Raw genomic sequence first — 19,309 nt, 5'->3', positions numbered from 1 at the left:
GCCCGGCCGAATGACAATACCCATAGCAAGAATACGGCCAATGTTGATAATTGCTTAAATATCAATGGCTTGAACGATTTTTTCGAAACTTGGATCGACTTTGCTGTAGCGAAATCGCTACAGCTGGGAGGCTGGATAAAATCGTTGTGGGATCAAAGCCTTGCGCAGCGCTGGTTAGCGATGAGTGTAGCGATATCGTTCCGCTGTAGCGCTTTCAGTACAGGTGGAGGTCGTTTTTCACGCAGTTTCGCCACAACACAGAATTTGTGGGAGCAAGCTTGCTCCCTCAGTGGGGACTGGGGCGGGTTTATGGCTTCCCGGAAATCCCGTACTTACGCAACCGATGGGCAATCGCCGTGTGGGAGGTCTGCAGGCGACTAGCGAGCTGGCGGGTGGAGGGGTAGTTGACGTAGAGGCTTTCGAGCAGGTGCTTCTCGAAGCTTTCCACGGCCTGCTCCAGGCTTTCCACTTCCACATCGCCCTGGCGCGCCACGGAGGTGCCGGCGATGTCCAGGTCGCCGATGTCTACCAGGCTGCTTTCGCAGATGGCCGCGGCGCGGAAGATCACGTTCTGCAATTGCCGCACGTTGCCCGGCCAGCGGTTGCCCAGCAACGCCGGGTAAGTGCCGGGGGCCAGGCGGCAGACCGGGCGCTGGATCTGTGCGCAGGCCTGCTGCATGAAATAGCGCGCCAGCAGCAGGATGTCCTGGCCGCGTTCACGCAGTGGCGGGACTTCGACATTAAGCACGTTCAGGCGATAGAACAGGTCTTCGCGGAACGAGCCTTCACTGACCATTTTTTCCAGGTTGCGGTGGGTGGCGCTGAGGATCCGCACGTTGACCTTGATTTCCCGGTCGCCGCCCACCCGGCGAAAGCTGCCGTCGTTCAAGAAACGCAGCAGCTTGGCCTGCAGGTAGGGCGACATCTCGCCGATTTCATCGAGGAATACCGTGCCCTGGTTCGCCAACTCCATCAGCCCGGGCTTGCCGCCGCGTTGCGCCCCGGTGAAGGCGCCGGGGGCGTAGCCGAACAGTTCGCTTTCCGCCAGGTTCTCCGGCAATGCCGCGCAGTTCAGGGCCAGGAACGGTGCGCCATGACGGGCGCTGATGGCATGGCACGCCCGGGCCACCAGTTCCTTGCCGGTGCCGGTTTCGCCCTGGATCAGCAGCGGTGCATCCAGCGCCGCGACCCGCTGGGCCCGGGCCTTGAGGGTGCGGATCGCCGGGGACTCGCCCAGCAGCGCGTCGAAGCCTTCGGCGTGATCGTGATGCAGTGCCGACAGGCGCTCGCCGATGCGGTTCGGCTGATACAGCGTCAGCAGCGCGCCGGCATCGGTGATGGGCGTGGCGTCCAGCAGCAACGTCTGGCCGTTGAGGGTGATTTCCCGCAGCGGCAAGCGGAAACCGTTCTCCAGCAAGGCGTCCAGCAAGGCCTCGTCACCGAACAGTTCGGCCACGCTTTCCCCGGCCGGCTCACGACCGTACAGGGCAATCAGCGCGGGGTTGGCCAGCAACACCTTGCCGGCGCTGTCCAGGGCCAGCACCGGGTCGGTCATGGCCGCGAGCAAGGCATCGAGCTGCAAGTGCCGACGCTGGCCCGGCAGGATGTCCACCACGGTGACCGCCTGCACGCCGCGCACGCTGAACAGCGCCTCGCGCAACTCGTCGAGCACTTGCGGGCTGAGGGTCGGGGCGTCGATGTAGACGTTGGGCGGCACCATCTCCACCGCATCCAGGTTGAGATTGCGCCCACCGAGCAAGGCCAGGACTTCCTGGGTAATGCCGACGCGGTCGATGAAACTGACGTGGATACGCATGGGGCGATGGATTCTGGAACTCGGAGGGCCGCAAGTATGCCTTGGGGCGGGCTGTTGGTGAAATCCTGGTGTAATACTTGAGAACGACGGTGACCCCCTGTGGGAGCGAGCAAGCCCGCTCCCACAGGAGGTCGGCGGTGAGGCGGATATCGTTTACAACCCAATATCCCACTCCGGTCTCTCGGGAAACTTGAGCACCAGAAAATCCAGCAGGCTGCGCAGCGCCGACGGCATGTGTTTGCGTGAGGCGTACACCGCGTACATGTTCATCCGGCGGGGTTCGGCGTGGGGCAGCAGGCGGATCAGTTCGCCGTTCTTGATGTGGGCGCCGGCCTGGTAGCTGGGCAGCATGGCCACGCCGGCACCGGCTATCGTTGCCTGAAGCAATGTACTGGCTTCGTTGGCGCTGATGTTGCCTTGCACCGGCACCGAGACCTGCTCGCCGTCCTGCTCGAAATGCCACAGGCTCTTGCCGACGTAGGAATGGGTCAGGCAGTTGTGTCGGCTCAGGTCTTCCACGCGCAGCGGTGTCGAGTGCTCTCGCAGATAGCGCGGCGAGGCGCAGATCACCGAGCGGCAGACCGTGAGGCGACGGGCAATCAGGTTCGGGTCCAGGTCGTTGCTCATGCGGATCGCCAGGTCGATGCGCTCGTCCACCAGGTTCACAGTGCGGTCGAGCATTTGCAGGTCGACGCTCACCCCAGGGTATTGCTTGACGTATTCGGCCATGGCACTCGCCAGTTGGGCCTGGCCGAACGAGGTACTGGCACTGATGCGCAACATGCCCCGTGGCGCGTCGTCCGGGGCGCTGACCGCGGCTTGCATGTCGCCGGACAGCTCCAGCATCTGCCGGCAACGCGGCAGGATCTCGGAGCCTGCGGCCGTCAGGCTCAGCTTGCGGGTGGTGCGATGCATCAGCCGGGCACCGACCCAGTCCTCCAGCTCCGCCAGATACCGCGATACCACCGGCCGCGACAGGTCCAGATGCTCGGCCGCCGCCGACTGGCTGCCCAGGTCCACCACCGTGACGAACACCCGCATTGCTTGTAGACGATCCATGATCTGCCCGATTTCAGAAACAAACTATGTCCGATCATCGCATTTTTTGAAACGAGTCAGGTCACTAAGCTTCGTCTCATTCCCTCTCGGGCCTTTGGACAACGGAGCACACCATGACCGGATTCACCCCACTCAAGCGCCTGATGCTGGCAACCGCCGCCCTGGCTTTCACGGCCCAGACCTGGGCCACCGACCTGACGCTGGACGTCTACAACCCCGGCGCGGCAGCGGTTTTCCCCGTGACTTCGGTTTTAGTCAGCGGCGAAAAAGACGCGATCCTGGTGGACGCCCAGTTTGGCAAGAGCCAGGCCGAGCAGGTGGTGGAAAAAATTCGCGCCAGCGGCAAACGATTGACCACGATCTACATCAGCCATGGCGATCCAGACTACTATTTTGGTCTGGAAACCCTTACCACCGCGTTTCCCGAGGCCAAAGTGCTGGCGTCCGCGCCGACCGTCGCGCACATCAAGCAAACCGTCGATGGCAAGCTGAAATATTGGGGGCCGATCCTGAAAGCCGATGCCCCGGCCAAAGCCATCGTGCCCCAGGTGCTCAAGGGCGACAGCCTGACCCTGGAAGGCCAGCGCTTGCAGATCGTCGGTCTCGATGGCCCGCAGCCGGACCGCAGTTTCGTGTGGATTCCATCGATCAAGGCCGTGGTTGGCGGTGTGGTGGTGGCCGAGAACATTCATGTCTGGATGGCTGACACCCAGACGCCGCAGTCCCACAAGGACTGGCTGGCGACCCTCGCCGGTATTGAAAAGCTGCAGCCGAACACCGTGATTCCGGGCCACTACCTGGGTCAAAGCGCCCGTTCCCTGGCCCCGGTGCGCTTCACTGCCGACTACATCAAGGCCTTCGATGAGGAAACCGCTCGGGCCAAGGACTCCGTCGCACTGATCGCCGCCATGAAGCAACGCTATCCGGACCTGGGTGAAGACAGTTCCCTGGAGCTCAGTGCCAAGGTGGCAAAGGGCGAGATGAAGTGGTGAAACCCTGATTCCAGGGTATCGGATGCGCTTTTGTGGCGAGGGAGCTTGCTCCCGCTGGGCTGTGTAGGAGCTGTCGAGTGAAACGAGGCTGCGATCTTTCCCAAGACACTTGAATCCCAAGCGAAAGATCAAAAGATCGCAGCCTTCGGCAGCTCCTACAGGGCCGAGCGGGAGCAAGCTCCCTCGCCACAACGGTGTACATACCGCAAAGTTTTGTCATGTCCGTTTCGAGCACAGCTTTAATAGCCCTTATGTGTAATCACTGGAGAACACCATGAGCAAAATCGCAATCATCGGCGCCACCGGCCGCGCCGGCAGCCAATTGCTGGAAGAGGCCCTGCGCCGCGGCCACAGCGTGACCGCCATTGCCCGCCACACCGCGAAAATCGGCGAAAGGGCCGGTGTGGTCAGCAAGCAGTTGGACGTATTGGACAGCGAGGCGTTGACCGCAGCCATCACTGGCCATGACGTGGTAATCAGTGCCGCTCACTTCGCCAGCGTGCCGGCCGACAAGGTCATCGCGCCGGTGAAAGCCGCCGGGGTCAAGCGTTTGCTGGTGGTCGGCGGGGCCGGTTCGTTGCTGCTCCCGGACGGCTCTCGTGTGATCGACAGCGAAGGCTTCCCGGAGGAATACCTGGCCGAAGCCAGCGCCGGCGCATTGTTCCTGGATGTACTGCGCCAGGAGCAGGACCTGGACTGGACCTTCCTTTCGCCTTCGGCAGAGTTCGTCGAAACCGAGCGCACGGAGCAGTTCCGTCTCGGCACGGATTACCTGCTGTTCGACGATGCCGGGCGTAGCTGGATCAGCTTTGCCGACTACGCGATCGCGATGATCGATGAAGTGGAAACACCGCAGTTTTCGCGCACGCGGTTTACCGTCGGCTATTGATCCTGCACGAACGCTCTGACCTTGCCCGGCCTGCACGCACTGTCTGGCCTGCGCGAACTGTAGGAGCTGCCGAGTGCAACGAGGCTGCGATCTTTCCACTGACAATTGAGTCACGAGCGAAAGACCAAGATCAAAAGATCGCAGCCTTCGGGGGATGTGCGTCGCCGCAGCTTCAGCCGTGGATTCTTACCCAGACGCTGACCAGCATCGTCGCGGCCATCAGCCACGCCACCGCCGCCACGGCCAGGGACGCTTCCAGGCGCATGCGGTCCACCATCACATACAGCGTTGCCAGGTACACGAAGTACGGAATGATCGACCACATGCCAAACACGATGGTGGTCTTCAGGTCGTCCACCGAGCGGCCCTTGCCGACGATGTAATGGGCGATCAGGGCGAAGGTCGGGAACAACGGCACCAGCCCGGCGATGTAATAGTTCTTGGTCTTGGCCAACATCGCCAGGATCACCACTACGGCTGCACCGAGCGCCGCCTTGAAAATCAGATCCACAGGTCTACCGCTCAGTTGGTTAATGACTCAGGCCATATTTTTTGACTTTGTCGAACAGCGTGGTCTTGGCCATGCCCAGTTCCTGGCTGGCCTGGGTCAGGTTGCCACCGCTGCGTTGCAGGGCGTCCACCAGCAGGTTGCGCTCGAAGGCTTCCACGGCTTCGGCAAAGGCCAGGCCCTGGCTGCCACCGCTGGCACCGGAGCGCTTGAACGCCGGCAGGCCCAGGGCGTAGCGTTCGGCGACGTTGCGCAGTTCGCGCACGTTGCCCGGCCAGTCGTGGCTCATCAGGTTCGACAGGGTCTGGTTGTCCAGCTCCGGCACCGTGCGGTCGAAACGCAGGGACGACTGCTGAAGAAAATGCTCGAACAGCTGCAAGATGTCTTCACGCCGCTCGCGCAAGGGGGGCAGCTCCAGGGTCACCACGTTGAGGCGGTAATACAGGTCGCTACGGAACTGCCCGGACCGGCCCATTTCGTCCAGGTCGGACTTGGTGGCGGCGATCACCCGGCAATCCACGGCCACGCTCTGGTTCGAACCCAGGCGTTCGAGGGTGCGTTCCTGCAACACGCGCAGCAGCTTGATCTGCAAGGGCAGGGGCATGCTTTCCACTTCGTCGAGAAACAGTGTGCCGCCATCGGCGTGCTCGATCTTGCCGATCCGGCGTTTGCCGGCACCGGTGAAGGCATTGGCCTCGTGGCCGAAAATCTCGCTTTCGAACAGGTTCTCCGGCAGGCCGCCGCAGTTCAGTGCGACGAACTGCTTGTCGTGGCGCCGACTGAAATCATGCAGGCAGCGGGCGACCAATTCCTTGCCGGTGCCGGTTTCGCCTTCGATCAGCACGTTGGCCGAAGTGTCGGCGACGTTGGCGATCAGCGCGCGCAGGTGTTGCATGGCCGGCGAGCGGCCAATGATGCGGCCTTCCAGGGAGTCGCGTTCGGCCAGTTGCCGACGCAACGATGACACTTCCCGCGCCAGGCTGCGCTGCTCCAGGGCACGGCGGGCGACGTCCACCAGGCGTTCTGGGGAGAAGGGTTTCTCCATGAAATCATAGGCGCCTTTTTGCATGGCACCGACGGCCATGGAGATGTCGCCGTGGCCGGTGATCAGCACCACCGGCAGGCTGCGGTCCCGTGCCTTGAGTCGGGTCAGCAGCTCCAGGCCATCGATGCCCGGCAGGCGAATGTCGCTGATGACGATGCCAGCGAAATTATCGTCGACTCGCTCCAGGGCCTCTTCGGCGCTGCCCACACCGATGCAGGGAATGTCTTCCAGGCTCAAGGCCTGCTGGCAGCCCAGCAGGACGTGGGGGTCGTCTTCGACGATCAGTACGCTCAGGTCGTGGTTCATAGCGGCTCGGCAGGTGAAAGGCTGACCAACGGTAAATTGAGGACAAACGTGGTGCCACGCTCAAGCGGGTACTCGACACCCAGGTGCCCGCCAGCGGCGGCGGCCAGGCTCGCCGAGAGCGTCAGGCCCAGGCCCAGGCCTTGTTCGCCAGGTTTGGTGGTGAAGAACGGTTCGAACAAATGCTTGCGGGCCTCTGGATCAATGCCGTGGCCATTGTCCCGCACCCGCAGGCGGTATTTGCCATCGACCGCCTGGCCTTCGAGCCACAGTTTCGGTTCGGATTGCGTCTGCATGGCGTCCAGCGCATTGCCGATCAGGTTCACCAGGATCTGCTCCAGGCGAGTCTGGTCGATTTGCAGTTGGACGTCATCGAAACTGCTATGGATCTGGATATGCAGGTTTTCCAGGCGCCCACCCAGCAGTTGCAGCGCCGCCTCGACGGCCTTGGCCAGGCTTGCCCGGCCCTGGTCGTCCCCGCGCCGGGCGAAGGCGCGCAGGCTGGCGGTGATCCGGCCCATGCGGTCGATCAATTCGTTGATGGTCTTGAGGTTGGTGCTGGCGATGTCCAACTGGCCGCGCTCCAAGAAGCGCACGGTGTTGCCGGACAAGGTGCGCAGCGCCGCCAGCGGCTGGTTGAGTTCATGGGCAATGCTGGTGGACATCTGACCGATGGCCGCCAGTTTCCCGGCCTGCACCAGTTCGTCCTGGGCCCGGCGCAAGGTCTCTTCGGCCTGGCGCCGTTCGCGGATCTGGCCCTTGAGTCGTTCGTTGCTGGCGCGCAGGTCGGTGGTGCGTTCGGTAATCCGACGCTCGAGCTGGTTGTTGGCTTGCTGCAAGGCTTCCCGGGCGGCGAGGCGGGTGGCGATGACCTTGCGCCGTTCGTTCCAGGCGATCAACAGGAACGCCACCAGGGCGAAGGCCACGGCCACCAGGATGCCTTGGTTGATCGCCTGGCGACGCAGGTCTTCAAGTGGCGTCAGCAGGGTGAAGTTCCACGGCGTATCGCTCAAGGGGCGGGTCTGCGACAAGTAGCTGATGGCGCGCTCGTCGGACACCAGTTCGCTGTTGGCCGGGAACGTCAGCTTCTCCATGCCTTCGGCCAGGCGTTCGCGGGCCAGGGGCACCAGTTCGTTCAGTGGAAACCAGTAATACTGCAGGCTGCGGGCCAGGCGTTCCTTGGTTTCGTCACTCAGGGGCCGCACCGACTTGAGGCGGCGCGCCGGGTCGCTGGACAGGATGATGATGCCGTTCTCATCACTGACGAACGCCTCCAGTCGCGCTCGCTGCCAGCGTTCCTCCATGGCTTCGAGGCGCACCTTGACCACGGCGACGCCGATGATCTTGCCTTGTTGTTCCAGGCCATGGGCCAGGTAGTAGCCGGGTTCGCCATTGGTGCTGCCGATGCCGTAGAAACGCCCCGGCTGGCCGCGTACGGCGCTCTGGAAATAGGCACGGAAGGACAGGTCCTCACCCAGGTAACTGTCGACGTCGCGCCAGTTGCTGGTGGCCATCACTCGGCCGGTGGTGTCCATCACGTAGATGGCTCGGCTGCGGCTGCGGCGGTTCAGGCCTTCGAGGTATTCATTGACGACCCTGCGATGCTCGGGCGTCGGGTCGTCGAGCAGTTGCGAGACGCTGGATTCAAGCTCCAGCAGGCTGGGCAGGTAGGTGTACTTGCTGATCTCGCTTTCGACCGCACGGGCGTGCAGCTCCAACTGGCGCTCGCCATTCTCGGCGAGGCCGCGAACGCCGTAGTGCTCGCTGATCCAGAAGCCGAGATAACCCAGGCCGATCATCAGGGCGATGATCAGTGGCGGCAGGAACAGATGACGGATCAGGCGGGGTTTCACGGCGAGTGATGGCGGCGCGGCGCGATAAAGGGTGGGGTCGCATTTCATCACAGAAGCCTTGGGTCAACCACAACACAAATCGACAAGCCAACACTTCTCCCTTGTGGGAGCGAGCTTGCTCGCGATGACTGCTGATCACTCGACAATGATGTAACTGGCAGTCCGCTATCGCGAGCAAGCTCGCTCCCACAGTGGGGAGCGGTGTTGTTTAGTGCTGCAGGATTTTCTCAAGGAAATGCTGCGCGCGTTCGGAGCGGGCGCTGATGTCGCCGAAGAACTCTTCTTTCTTGCAGTCTTCGATGATCTGGCCCTGGTCCATGAAGATCACCCGGTTCGCCACTTTGCGGGCGAAGCCCATTTCGTGGGTCACGCACATCATGGTCATGCCTTCGTGGGCCAGTTGCACCATCACGTCGAGCACTTCGTTGACCATTTCCGGGTCAAGGGCCGAGGTCGGTTCGTCGAACAGCATCACCACCGGGTCCATCGCCAGGGCACGGGCAATCGCCACGCGCTGCTGCTGGCCGCCGGAGAGCTGGCCCGGGTGCTTGTGGGCGTGGGCCGAGAGGCCGACCCGCTCAAGCAGTTGCAGGCCTTTTTTGGTTGCCTCTTCCTTGCTGCGGCCCAGTACCTTGATCTGCGCGATGGTCAGGTTCTCGGTGATGGTCAGGTGCGGGAACAGTTCGAAATGCTGGAACACCATGCCCACGCGCGAACGCAGTTTCGGCAGGTTGGTCTTCGGGTCGGCGATGGACGTGCCATCGACCACGATGTCGCCTTTCTGGAACGGTTCCAGGGCGTTCACGCACTTGATCAGCGTGGACTTGCCCGAACCGGACGGCCCGCACACCACCACCACCTCACCCTTGCTGACCTCGGTGCTGCAATTGGTCAGTACCTGGAAGTCCCCATACCACTTGTTGATGTTCTTGATAGAGATCATACGGCGAACCTTTTTTGCAGACGCTTGACCAGCAGCGAGGCGGCAAAGCTGATTGTGAAGTACACGAGACCTGCGATGATCAGGAACTCATTGGAGCGGCCGATGATGTCGCCATTGGCCCGCGAAGCATTGAGGAAGTCCACCAGGCCGACCGTGTAGACCAGCGAGGTGTCCTGAAACAGGATGATGCTTTGTTGCAGCAGCAGCGGGGTCATCTTGCGGAATGCCTGGGGCAGGATGATCAGGCGCATGACCTGGCCATAATTCATCCCCAGCGCCTGGGCGGCACCCATCTGGCCCTTGGGGATCGACTGCACGCCAGCCCGCACGATCTCGCAGAAGTACGCCGCCTCGAACATCATGAACGCCACGACGCAGGAGCCGAACGCACCGATCGGCGTGTCCTCGCCGGTGATCCAGCGCAGCACGAACGGCACCGCCAGGTAGAACCAGGTGATCACCAGCAGCAACGGGATCGAGCGGAAATAGTTGACGTAGGCGCCAGCGATATTGGAGACCAGCTTGTTGTGGGACAGGCGCATCAGCGCCAGGATCGTCCCCAGGATGATCCCGCCGACGACACCCATGGCCATCAGCTTGAGGGTCATCACCATGCCGTTCCACAAGCCGGGAATGGCCGGGATGATGCCAGTGAAGTCGAATTCCATTATTTACCCCCCACGGAGATCAGGCCGGGCACCGCGACTTTCTTCTCGATCATGCGCATGAGCAGCATCAGGCTCATGTTCAAGGTGAAATAGATCAGCGTCGCCAGGGTAAAGGCTTCGAACAGGTTGGCGGAGAACTCGGCGGTCTGCTTGGTCTGCGCGAGCAGTTCCATCAGGCCGATCAGCGAGGCCACGGAGGAGTTCTTGAAGACGTTGAGGAATTCCGAGGTAAGCGGCGGAATGATGATCCGGTAGGCCTGGGGCAGCAGCACGTTCCAGTAGATCTGCGGCAGCTTGAAGCCCATGGCACGGGCGGCGGATTCCTGGCCGCGCGGCAGCGCCTGGATACCCGTGCGCACCTGTTCACAGACCCGGGCGGCGGTAAACAGCCCCAGGCACACGACGACGCTCAGGTAAGCGGAGGTGGTCGGGTTCAGGTCCTGCTTGTACCACTCCTGCAGATCGGCGGGCAGCAGGTCCGGCACCAGGAAGTACCAGATGAAGAGCTGGACCAGCAACGGCACGTTACGGAAAAGCTCCACATAGCAGGTGGCGATGCCCGACACCAGCCGGTTAGGCACGGTGCGCATCACACCCAGAATCGAGCCCAGCAGCAGGGCAATGATCCAGGCGACGACGGCGATGGCGATGGTCCAGCCCAGGCCGGCCACGTACCAGTCGAGATAAATCTCGCTGCCGATGCCGGTGGACTTGAAGAACACGCCCCAGTCCCAGTTGTAATTCATTAGGGTCTCCCCTCAGATCGATCAATGTACAAATGCCCGCCTGGGGAAACTCCGTTCCCGCCCGGCTTGAAGGCCAGGCACACGCGATCGGCTCGACAGCCACCGGTTCGAGTGTTTCCAGATTTGCCAGCAGGGAGTGACCATCCCCTGAAAGGGCCGGGCCCCTTCAGGAGATAAGGTTAGTCAGAAATCAGGATTTCTTGTCGTCAGCCGCTTTGTCGGTCGGCTTGGCGATCAGTGCCTTGAGTTCGTCGCTCATCGGGAAGTTCAGGTTCAGGCCTTTTGGCGGGATGGGTTGCATGAACCATTTTTCGTAGATCTTGTTGATCTCGCCCGACGCGTAGGTGGCCTTGATGGCGTCATCGACAGCCTTTTTGAACGGCTCGTCGCCCTTGCGCATCATGCAGCCATAGATTTCGTAGGACTGTGGGGTACCGGTCACGGCCCAGTCATCGGCCTTCTTGGCCTTGGCGGCTTCGCCAGCCAGCAGGGCGTCGTCCATCATGAAGGCGACGGCACGACCTGATTCCAGCATCTGGAAGGATTCGCCGTGGTCCTTGGCAGAGATGACATTCATGCCCATCTGCTTGTCGGCGTTCATGGACTTGAGGATGCGCTCGGACGTGGTGCCGGCGGTGGTCACGACGTTCTTGCCCTTGAGGTCGTCGAAATCCTTGTACTTGGAATCTTTCTTGGACAGCAGCCGGGTGCCGATCTCGAAAATGCCAACGGAGAAGTCAACCTGCTGCTGACGCTCGACGTTGTTGGTGGTGGAGCCGCATTCCAGGTCCACGGTGCCGTTCTGTACCAGCGGGATACGGGTTTGCGAAGTGACCAGATTGTATTTGACTTGCAGGTTCGGCAGGTCCAGGTCTTTCTTGATCGCTTCGACGACTTTCATCTGGATGTCGTGAGAGTAGCCGACTGGCTTGCCGGAAGCGTCCGCGATGTAGGAAAACGGAATGGAAGCGTCGCGATGCCCAAGCGTGATAACGCCGGACTCTTTGATCTTTTTCAGTGTGCCGGTCAGTTCGGCCGCGAAAACCGGAGTGCTGATCAGAGCGGCAGCAATGGCTGCGCCCAGGAGATGGGGAACGATGCGCATCTATATTTCCTCGACATTGTTTTTTTTATTTCGGCCGGTTCGTCGGCCCTGAGTACTTCGAAGTGCCTGGCAGCTCCTGTTGTGTTGGCTACAGACATTCGTCTCCAGGAGTGTAGAGCAGGAGTCGTGCCAAGCCAGTTGAAGTCGTATAACAGACTGATTTAAAAGGTAATTAATGTTCTGTTTCAGGTTTTATGAGACCCGTTTTATCCGGTTGACCGAACTGACTGGTGGGTCTTGTTCGGAAAACCGAATGCCTTGAGCCTGCCTCGATCCATTGTGGGAGCGAGCTCGCTCGCGATAGCGGTGGGGCAGTCACATAGATGTTGAATGTGCTGGCCTCATCGCGAGCAAGCTTGCTCCCACAGGGGTATCGGTAGAGTCCAGAATGCAAAAAAGCCCCTGAATCGCAGGATTCAGGGGCTTTGGGTTTAGCGGGCTATTATTCAGGCCGCTTCGATCTTGCGGCGGTTGTGCTCGACCTTGTCCAGGTACTGCTGCAGCTTCTCCTGCTCGAGCGCGGTGGTGAACAAGCCCAGCTTGCTGCGGCGCCAGAGGATGTCCTGGGCATCGACGGCCCACTCGTCGCTGCACAGGTAGTCGACTTCGCGGGTATAGAGACCGGCGCCGATGTGCTCGCCCAGGTCGCCCAGGTTGTGTACACCTTCGAGCATGCGCCAGGTACGGCTGCCGTAGGTGGTGGCCCAGCGACGGGCGATATCGGTTGGCAGCCAGTCGAACTTGTCGCGGATCGCCGAGCACAGCGCTTGCGGGGTGGTCATGTTTTCGCCGCCGGGGAGGGCCTCTACGGCGGTCCAGCTCGGACGCATCTGGGTGAAATACGGGGCCAGTTGCGCCATCGCCGATTCGGCCAGTTTGCGGTAGGTGGTCAGCTTGCCGCCGAACACCGACAGCAATGGCGCTTCTTCACCGCTACCCGACAGCGCCAGGGTGTAGTCGCGGGTCACGGCCGATGGGTTGTCGGATTCGTCGTTGCACAGCGGACGCACACCGGAATAGCTGTGCAGGATATCGTCGCGGCTGATCTGCTTCTTGAAGTGGGCGTTGACCACCTTCAACAGGTAATCGGTTTCGCCTTCGGTGATCGCCACTTTGGCCGGGTCGCCGGTGTATTCACGGTCAGTCGTGCCGATCAGGGTGAACTGGTTCAGGTAGGGAATGGTGAACACGATGCGCTGGTCTTCGTTTTGCAGAATGTGCGCATGTTCGCCGTCGTAGAGTTTCGGCACGATCAGGTGGCTGCCCTGGATCAAGCGGATGCCGTAGGGCGATTCCAGCTTCAGGTCATCGCGAATGAACTTGGCGACCCACGGGCCGGCGGCGTTGACCAGTGCCTTGGCGCGGATCGAAAACAGGCTGCCGTCGGCACGTTCCAGATGCAAGTGCCACAGGCCTTTGCTGCGACGGGCGTTCACACAACGCGTGCGGGTGTGGATATGCGCGCCTTTTTCCCGGGCGGCCATGGCGTTGAGCACCACCAGTCGCGCATCGTCGACCCAGCAGTCGGAATATTCGAAACCTTTGGTGATCTCGCTTTTCAATGCGCTGTCGGCACCGAACTTCAGGCTTTTGGAGCCGGCGAGCTGTTCACGTTTACCCAGGTGATCGTAGAGGAACAGGCCGGCGCGGATCATCCAGGCCGGGCGCAGATGCGGGCGGTGAGGCAGCACGAAGCGCATTTGCTTGACGATGTGCGGGGCCTTGGTCAGCAGCACTTCGCGCTCGGCCAGCGCTTCGCGCACCAGGCGGAATTCGTAATGTTCGAGGTAGCGCAGGCCACCGTGGATCAGCTTGCTGCTGGCCGACGATGTGTGGCTGGCCAGGTCGTCCTTTTCACAAAGGAACACCGAAAGACCGCGACCGGCAGCGTCCGCGGCAATCCCCACGCCGTTGATACCGCCACCAATGACGGCGACGTCGTAAACCTCGGCGAGAGGGGGCGTAGGCAAGGTAGAAGTGGGCATCGGCTGGCCTCGGGCTCTTTTTCGCAATATTTGAATTCGAACATAAATGTTCATTTGCGAAAATACTAGCCCATAAAGACGGCAACAGCCAGTCAACTTCGATTGAAAATACTGATCAAGGGAAGCTGAAAGGAAAATTTTCGAACATGGAAGGGCGGGGGAAGGTGCCAGGGCGCGCTTTTGTGGCGAGAGGGGTTTGTGGGAGCAAAGCTTGCTCGCGAAACAGGCGCCTCGTTCTATGGAGAAACCGTGTTGCCTTCATCGCGGGCAAACCATGCTCCCACAGCAGCCTCGCCACAAGGTATTGAGGCGGTCGTCAGACCACCTCCAGCCGAATCTTGTGCTGGCTCAGCAATTGCGCCAGGGCCGGCACCGGTTGTTGGTCGGTTACCAGGCAGTCGATCAGGCTGATCGGGCCCAGGCGGACCATGGCATTGCGCCCGAATTTGCTGGAGTCCGCCGCCAATAGCACTTGCCGGGCGTTGGCGATGATGGCTTGGGAAACCCGTACTTCCTGGTAGTCGAAGTCCAGCAGGCTGCCGTCTTCATCGATCCCGCTGATGCCCACCAGGGCGAAGTCGACCTTGAACTGGTTGATGAAGTCGACGCTGGCCTGACCCACCACGCCGCCGTCACGCCGTACATTGCCGCCGGCGATCAAAACTTCGAAGTCGTCCTTGGCGCTGAGGATCGAAGCCACGTGCAGGTTATTGGTGATGACCTTCAGATGGTTGTGATTGAGCAGCGCCCGGGCGATGGATTCGGTGGTGGTGCCGATGTTGATGAACAGCGAGGCGTGATCGGGGATCTGGGCGGCGATGGCTTCGGCGATGCGTTGCTTCTCGTCGCGCATCTGATCGGCGCGCATGGCGTAGGCGGTGTTTTCCACGCTTGAGTCGTAGGCGGCGCCGCCATGGTAGCGACGCAGCAGGTTCACTTCCGCCAGTTGGTTGATATCCCGGCGAATGGTTTGCGGGGTGACGACGAATAGCTGCGCCATTTCCTCGATGCTGACATAGCCGCGTTCGCGGACCAGTTCGAGGATTTGTTGCTGGCGGGGAGGCAGATTCATGGGGCTTCCTTTGGGCTGCCGTACAAAATTTGCCCATGATGCCGCAGGAATCCACTCCCGACCAGTTTCAGAACCTTATCAGGCTTTATTCAGCGTCTTCATGGGGTTCCCAGTCACGGGTGCGGCTGACCGCCTTCTGCCAGCCGGCGTAGAGTTTTTCCTTTGCCTGTTCGTCCAGCTGCGGTTCGAATTCGCGCTCGATCACTGCTTTGCCGCGCAGTTCTTCCAGGCTGCCCCAGAAGCCGCACGCCAGGCCCGCCAGGTACGCAGCACCCAGGGCGGTGGTTTCGCGCATTTTCGGGCGTTCGACCCGGGTACCCAGGATGTCCGCCTGGAACTGCATCAGGAAATTGTTCGCCACCGCACCACCGTCAACGCGCAGGGCCTTGAGGCGTTCACCCGAGTCCTGCTGCATGGCGTCGAGTACGTCGCGGGTCTGGTAGGCAATCGACTCCAGCGCCGCGCGAATGATGTGATCGACGCGTACGCCGCGGGTCAGGCCAAACAGCGCGCCACGGGCATAGGGGTCCCAATACGGCGCGCCCAGGCCGGTGAAGGCGGGCACCAGGTACACACCGTTGCTGTCCTTGACCTTGTTGGCAAAGTATTCGGTATCCAGCGCGTCGTTGATGATCTTCAGTTCATCGCGCAGCCACTGGACCGTGGAGCCGCCATTGAAGACCGCGCCTTCCAGGGCGTAGGCCACTTCGCCGCGCGGGCCGCAGGCGATGGTGGTAAGCATGCCGTGATTGGATTTGACGGCCTTGCTGCCGGTGTTCATCAGCAGGAAACAGCCGGTGCCGTAGGTGTTTTTCGCCTGGCCCGGCTCCACGCACATCTGGCCGAAAAGGGCCGCCTGCTGGTCGCCGGCAATGCCGCCGATGGCGATACCGCTCTTGGTGCGGCCATAGATCTCCGAAGAGGACTTCACTTCCGGAAGCATTTCGCGGGGGATGTCGAGGATCTCGAGCATCTTCGCGTCCCATTCGAGCGAGTGAATGTTGAAGAGCATGGTGCGCGAGGCGTTGGTGTAGTCGGTGACGTGGACCTTGCCGCCGGTGAATTTCCAGATCAGCCAGCTGTCGACGGTGCCGAACAGCAGTTCACCGTTTCGCGCACGTTCGCGGCTGCCTTCGACGTTGTCCAGGATCCACTTGAGCTTGGTGCCGGAGAAATACGGATCGGTAACCAGGCCGGTGGTTTCGCTGATGTATTGCTCGTGGCCATCGCGCTTGAGTTGCTGGCAGATTTCGGTGCTGCGCCGGCATTGCCAGACGATGGCGTTGTAGATCGGGCGGCCGGTGGTCTTGTCCCAGACCACGGTGGTTTCACGCTGGTTGGTGATGCCGATGGCGGCTACCTGGTCATGGTGCAGGCCAGCCTGGGCGAGGGCTTCGACCATGACCGCGCTCTGGGTGGCGAAGATTTCCATCGGGTCGTGTTCGACCCAGCCAGCCTGTGGGTAATGCTGGGCGAATTCGCGCTGGGCGGTGCAGACCACGTTGGCGTCACGGTCGAAGATGATCGCACGCGAGCTGGTCGTACCCTGGTCGAGGGCAATGATGTAGTTCTTGTTCTGTATGTCGGTCATGTCGATTGCCTCGGGTCTTTCTATAAAAGGGAGACTAAATAAAGGAAGAAGCCACGGCGCAGACTGGAATGGCAGGAGTCTGCGTCGACTGTTTCAGGATGTTCTGGGCTTGCCGTCAATGGCCGGTTCTGCATCCTTTGTAGCAGTTATGGCGCTGGGCAGGTGGCGGGCAATCAAGCCGCGATAGGCCGCAGCACCCAGGCACGCACCCACAATCGGCGCAAAAATCGGCACCAGGAAGTACGGGATGTCGCGTCCACCCGTGAGGGAAATTTCACCCCAGCCGGCGAAGAAAGTCATCAGTTTAGGACCGAAGTCTCGCGCCGGGTTCATCGCAAAACCCGTCAGGGGCCCCATGGAACTGCCGATCACCGCAATCAACAGGCCGATCAGCAATGGTGCCAGTGGGCCACGGGGCAAGCCATTGTTGTCATCGGTCAGGGACATGATCACGCCCATCAGGATGGCCGTGATGATCATCTCCACAAGGAAGGCTTGGCCGGTGGACAGCGCTGCGTGCGGGTAGGTGGAAAACACCGAGGCCAGTTCGAGGCTCGCTTCGGTGCCTCGAATCATGTGCCGGGACTGTTCGAAATCGAAGAATAGATTGCTGTAGAGCGTGTAGACCAAGAGGGCACCGCAGAAAGCACCGGCCACCTGGGAAACTATATAGAGAGGCAGTTTGCGCCTTTCGAAGTCGGTGAAAATGCACAGGGCAATGCTGACGGCGGGGTTGAGATGGGCACCGGAAATGCCTGCGCTCAGATAGATCGCCATGCTGACGCCGACGCCCCAGATGAGGCTGATTTCCCACAAGCCGAAACTGGCGCCCGCGACCTTGAGCGCTGCGACGCAACCGGTGCCGAAAAAAATCAGTAGGGCAGTGCCCAGGAATTCGGCCAGGCATTGGCTGGACAGGGACGGCTGTTGTAAAGCAGTTGTCATTCAAACCTCGGTTTTTTGTTGTTTTGCTGCGCTTTCGATAAAGCTCGATTGCGCGATCTTCACCGAGGCAGGATCCCCATCCTGATCTCGGGTTGCTGCTTGAGACATGTGATATGACTTTTAGTTTCGAAAAAATATAGACAAGAAACGCTGATGTCAAAGGTCGAAAGTGAACCGTCGGTCACATTTCAACTATTCGTGGCGTGAATGACTCCTCTGCTGGCGACGCATCACCGGTACTCGCGGGGCCGTCCCAAGCCTTTTCGCTGGCGATGGCTTAGAATTCGGCCACTCTTTTTTTGATTTCCTTGTCAGGAGCAGTCATGACACCCGCGTTGGATCTGCTTAAGAAAGTGCGCGCCGAACATCGCATCCACAGTTACGAACACGATCCCAAGGCCGCGTCCTACGGTTTGGAAGCGGCGGAAAAGCTCGGGCTGGATCCGGCGCAGGTGTTCAAGACCTTGTTGGCGGCGAGTGAAAAAGGTGAACTGTTGGTGGCGGTGGTGCCCGTGGCCGGGAGCCTGGACTTGAAAGGCCTGGCCCATGCCGCCGGGGTGAAAAAGGTCGAGATGGCCGACCCAGCTGCCGCGCAGCGTTCGACCGGTTATTTACTTGGCGGGATCAGCCCGCTGGGGCAGAAGAAGCGCCTGCGCACTTTTATCGACAGTTCCGCACAGCCGCTCGCCAGTATGTTTGTCAGTGCCGGACGGCGCGGGTTGGAAGTCGAGTTGGCGCCTTCGGTTTTGAAGGAGCATACCGGGGCGGCGTTTGCTGACATTGGGCGTGCTTGAATAAAAACGGATGGCGGTTGCGCAGCCAGGCGGGAGCGAGCGCCCTCGTCACAAGGGTGTGAAGGGTTAAGCCTGGAGTCAGATTTTGATCCCGCGCTGTAGGGTGAAAATTCTGCTGATCTGTCTCTGGATAAGCCGTGCCGCTGCACCGCATGCTGGCGCATCAAAAAAAGGAGAAGAGCCATGCAGCTTGCGTTTCATCAGGTCGATGCGTTCAGTGATCGGCCGTTTGGCGGTAACCCGGCAATGGTCTATCGACTCGACGGCTGGCTTGCCGATGACTTGATGCAGAAGATCGCCGCCGAACATAACCTGGCTGAAACTGCGTTTCTGGTGCGTGAAGGCCAGCATTGGCATATCCGCTGGTTCACGCCCACCACCGAAGTCCCGCTTTGCGGGCACGCCACGTTGGCCAGCGCTTATGTACTGTTCGAGGTCTATCACGAAACGGTCGAACGACTGGATTTTATCTGCAAGTCCGGTTCGTTGAGCGTTACGCGTGAGGGTGATCGGCTGTGGCTGGATTTTCCGGCCATCGTACCTGCCGAGTTGGGTGCATCCCTGGCCGTCCAGAGTGCCTTGGGTGTCGAAGCTGTGGATGTGCTGAGCTCCAACGAACTGTTCGTGGTGCTGGAATCGGAGCAAGCGGTGCTCGATTGCAAGCCGGACATGGCGGCCCTGGCGAAACTGCCTTGGCCGGGCGCTATCGTGACCGCACCCGGGAGCAAGCATGATTTTGTCTCGCGTTATTTTGCTCCGGCGATCGGCATCAACGAAGACCCGGTGACCGGCTCGACCCACTGCAGCCTGATTCCCTATTGGTCCAAGCGCTTGGGCAAGCACGGCCTGACGGCTTATCAATGCTCGGCCCGGGGCGGGGCGTTGTTCTGCCGGTTGGAGGGTGAGCGGGTGAAGATCGGCGGGAATGCGAGGTTGGTGGCCAGTGGGACGTTGTCCTTGGGCTGATAGCATTTTTCTTGGCGAGGGGATTTATC

At 60.8% G+C, this 19,309-nt stretch carries 17 protein-coding genes; 4 read left to right on the top strand and 13 right to left on the bottom strand.

The genetic code is table 11. From position 1 onward, the window contains the following. Positions 1-307: 307 nt before the first annotated feature. Together AC09SL_RS10140 and AC09SL_RS10135 are read right to left on the bottom strand one after the other, a co-directional pair. On the bottom strand, positions 308-1,816 hold the full coding sequence (locus AC09SL_RS10140) for a sigma-54-dependent transcriptional regulator (RefSeq protein ID WP_058542596.1): 1,509 nt from the start codon (positions 1,814-1,816) through the stop codon (positions 308-310). Positions 1,817-1,969: 153 nt separating this feature from the next. Next, positions 1,970-2,875 carry a LysR family transcriptional regulator gene (locus AC09SL_RS10135; protein ID WP_058542595.1) on the bottom strand — a complete coding sequence of 302 codons (906 nt, stop codon included), beginning with the start codon at positions 2,873-2,875 and terminating at the stop codon, positions 1,970-1,972. Positions 2,876-2,988: 113 nt separating this feature from the next. Here AC09SL_RS10135 and AC09SL_RS10130 point away from each other — a divergent pair, with 113 nt between their 5' ends. Beyond that, positions 2,989-3,867: an MBL fold metallo-hydrolase gene (locus AC09SL_RS10130; RefSeq protein WP_058542594.1), complete on the top strand. Its 879-nt coding sequence runs from the start codon at positions 2,989-2,991 to the stop codon at positions 3,865-3,867. A gap of 274 nt (positions 3,868-4,141) precedes the next feature. Beyond that, positions 4,142-4,756 carry an NAD(P)-dependent oxidoreductase gene (locus tag AC09SL_RS10125; protein WP_058546104.1) on the top strand — a complete coding sequence of 205 codons (615 nt, stop codon included), beginning with the start codon at positions 4,142-4,144 and terminating at the stop codon, positions 4,754-4,756. A 172-nt stretch (positions 4,757-4,928) separates the two neighbouring features. Here the strand turns inward: AC09SL_RS10125 and AC09SL_RS10120 are convergent, their stop codons facing one another. The 11 genes from AC09SL_RS10120 to AC09SL_RS10070 form a co-directional block, all read right to left on the bottom strand. Further along, positions 4,929-5,258, bottom strand: coding sequence for a GlpM family protein (locus tag AC09SL_RS10120; RefSeq protein WP_165826069.1), 330 nt, complete (start codon positions 5,256-5,258; stop codon positions 4,929-4,931). A 28-nt stretch (positions 5,259-5,286) separates the two neighbouring features. Beyond that, positions 5,287-6,615 (bottom strand): two-component response regulator AauR, encoded by a 1,329-nt coding sequence (gene aauR / locus AC09SL_RS10115; RefSeq protein WP_058546102.1) that lies wholly within the window; start codon positions 6,613-6,615, stop codon positions 5,287-5,289. Beyond that, complete coding sequence (gene aauS / locus AC09SL_RS10110) at positions 6,612-8,513, bottom strand: two-component sensor histidine kinase AauS (RefSeq protein WP_064107034.1); 1,902 nt, start codon at positions 8,511-8,513, stop codon at positions 6,612-6,614. Before aauS ends, aauR begins: the two co-directional genes overlap by 4 nt. Before the next feature lie 160 nt (positions 8,514-8,673). After that, positions 8,674-9,408, bottom strand: a complete 735-nt coding sequence (locus AC09SL_RS10105) for an amino acid ABC transporter ATP-binding protein (RefSeq protein WP_003204983.1) — start codon at positions 9,406-9,408, stop codon at positions 8,674-8,676. Further along, positions 9,405-10,076: an amino acid ABC transporter permease gene (locus tag AC09SL_RS10100; protein WP_058542198.1), complete on the bottom strand. Its 672-nt coding sequence runs from the start codon at positions 10,074-10,076 to the stop codon at positions 9,405-9,407. Before AC09SL_RS10100 ends, AC09SL_RS10105 begins: the two co-directional genes overlap by 4 nt. After that, positions 10,076-10,822 carry an amino acid ABC transporter permease gene (locus AC09SL_RS10095; protein WP_058542199.1) on the bottom strand — a complete coding sequence of 249 codons (747 nt, stop codon included), beginning with the start codon at positions 10,820-10,822 and terminating at the stop codon, positions 10,076-10,078. The genes AC09SL_RS10100 and AC09SL_RS10095 overlap by 1 nt, the downstream gene beginning before the upstream one ends. Positions 10,823-11,012: 190 nt before the next feature. Further along, a complete protein-coding gene (locus AC09SL_RS10090; RefSeq protein ID WP_058542200.1) occupies positions 11,013-11,927 on the bottom strand; it encodes a glutamate/aspartate ABC transporter substrate-binding protein in 915 nt (304 codons plus the stop codon). A gap of 446 nt (positions 11,928-12,373) precedes the next feature. After that, on the bottom strand, positions 12,374-13,912 hold the full coding sequence (gene glpD, locus AC09SL_RS10085) for a glycerol-3-phosphate dehydrogenase (protein ID WP_058542201.1): 1,539 nt from the start codon (positions 13,910-13,912) through the stop codon (positions 12,374-12,376). A gap of 316 nt (positions 13,913-14,228) precedes the next feature. Then, positions 14,229-14,984 (bottom strand): DeoR/GlpR family transcriptional regulator, encoded by a 756-nt coding sequence (locus AC09SL_RS10080; protein ID WP_003204973.1) that lies wholly within the window; start codon positions 14,982-14,984, stop codon positions 14,229-14,231. Positions 14,985-15,069: 85 nt separating this feature from the next. Next, on the bottom strand, positions 15,070-16,575 hold the full coding sequence (glpK, locus tag AC09SL_RS10075) for a glycerol kinase GlpK (protein WP_058542202.1): 1,506 nt from the start codon (positions 16,573-16,575) through the stop codon (positions 15,070-15,072). A gap of 93 nt (positions 16,576-16,668) precedes the next feature. After that, positions 16,669-17,520, bottom strand: a complete 852-nt coding sequence (locus tag AC09SL_RS10070; RefSeq protein ID WP_058542203.1) for an MIP/aquaporin family protein — start codon at positions 17,518-17,520, stop codon at positions 16,669-16,671. Between the two features lie 323 nt (positions 17,521-17,843). Here AC09SL_RS10070 and ybaK point away from each other — a divergent pair, with 323 nt between their 5' ends. Both ybaK and AC09SL_RS10060 read left to right on the top strand, forming a co-directional pair. Next, positions 17,844-18,314, top strand: coding sequence for a Cys-tRNA(Pro) deacylase (ybaK, locus tag AC09SL_RS10065; protein ID WP_053124560.1), 471 nt, complete (start codon positions 17,844-17,846; stop codon positions 18,312-18,314). 183 nt (positions 18,315-18,497) lie between these two features. Continuing rightward, positions 18,498-19,280, top strand: coding sequence for a PhzF family phenazine biosynthesis protein (locus AC09SL_RS10060; RefSeq protein ID WP_058542204.1), 783 nt, complete (start codon positions 18,498-18,500; stop codon positions 19,278-19,280). Positions 19,281-19,309 lie beyond the last annotated feature (29 nt).

The organism is Pseudomonas sp. PF05 (assembly GCF_056521845.1).
This window is presented reverse-complemented; position numbering and strand designations above follow the sequence as displayed.

Excerpts from the sequence above, each read along its gene's own strand:
- AC09SL_RS10140 (WP_058542596.1), bottom strand. The coding sequence starts at position 1,816 with ATGCGTATCCACGTCAGTTTCATCGACCGCGTCGGCATTACCCAGGAA.
- AC09SL_RS10135 (WP_058542595.1), bottom strand. The coding sequence starts at position 2,875 with ATGGATCGTCTACAAGCAATGCGGGTGTTCGTCACGGTGGTGGACCTG.
- AC09SL_RS10130 (WP_058542594.1), top strand. The coding sequence starts at position 2,989 with ATGACCGGATTCACCCCACTCAAGCGCCTGATGCTGGCAACCGCCGCC.
- AC09SL_RS10125 (WP_058546104.1), top strand. The coding sequence starts at position 4,142 with ATGAGCAAAATCGCAATCATCGGCGCCACCGGCCGCGCCGGCAGCCAA.
- aauR (WP_058546102.1), bottom strand. The coding sequence starts at position 6,615 with ATGAACCACGACCTGAGCGTACTGATCGTCGAAGACGACCCCCACGTC.
- aauS (WP_064107034.1), bottom strand. The coding sequence starts at position 8,513 with ATGAAATGCGACCCCACCCTTTATCGCGCCGCGCCGCCATCACTCGCC.
- AC09SL_RS10105 (WP_003204983.1), bottom strand. The coding sequence starts at position 9,408 with ATGATCTCTATCAAGAACATCAACAAGTGGTATGGGGACTTCCAGGTA.
- AC09SL_RS10100 (WP_058542198.1), bottom strand. The coding sequence starts at position 10,076 with ATGGAATTCGACTTCACTGGCATCATCCCGGCCATTCCCGGCTTGTGG.
- AC09SL_RS10095 (WP_058542199.1), bottom strand. The coding sequence starts at position 10,822 with ATGAATTACAACTGGGACTGGGGCGTGTTCTTCAAGTCCACCGGCATC.
- AC09SL_RS10090 (WP_058542200.1), bottom strand. The coding sequence starts at position 11,927 with ATGCGCATCGTTCCCCATCTCCTGGGCGCAGCCATTGCTGCCGCTCTG.
- glpD (WP_058542201.1), bottom strand. The coding sequence starts at position 13,912 with ATGCCCACTTCTACCTTGCCTACGCCCCCTCTCGCCGAGGTTTACGAC.
- AC09SL_RS10080 (WP_003204973.1), bottom strand. The coding sequence starts at position 14,984 with ATGAATCTGCCTCCCCGCCAGCAACAAATCCTCGAACTGGTCCGCGAA.
- glpK (WP_058542202.1), bottom strand. The coding sequence starts at position 16,575 with ATGACCGACATACAGAACAAGAACTACATCATTGCCCTCGACCAGGGT.
- AC09SL_RS10070 (WP_058542203.1), bottom strand. The coding sequence starts at position 17,520 with ATGACAACTGCTTTACAACAGCCGTCCCTGTCCAGCCAATGCCTGGCC.
- ybaK (WP_053124560.1), top strand. The coding sequence starts at position 17,844 with ATGACACCCGCGTTGGATCTGCTTAAGAAAGTGCGCGCCGAACATCGC.
- AC09SL_RS10060 (WP_058542204.1), top strand. The coding sequence starts at position 18,498 with ATGCAGCTTGCGTTTCATCAGGTCGATGCGTTCAGTGATCGGCCGTTT.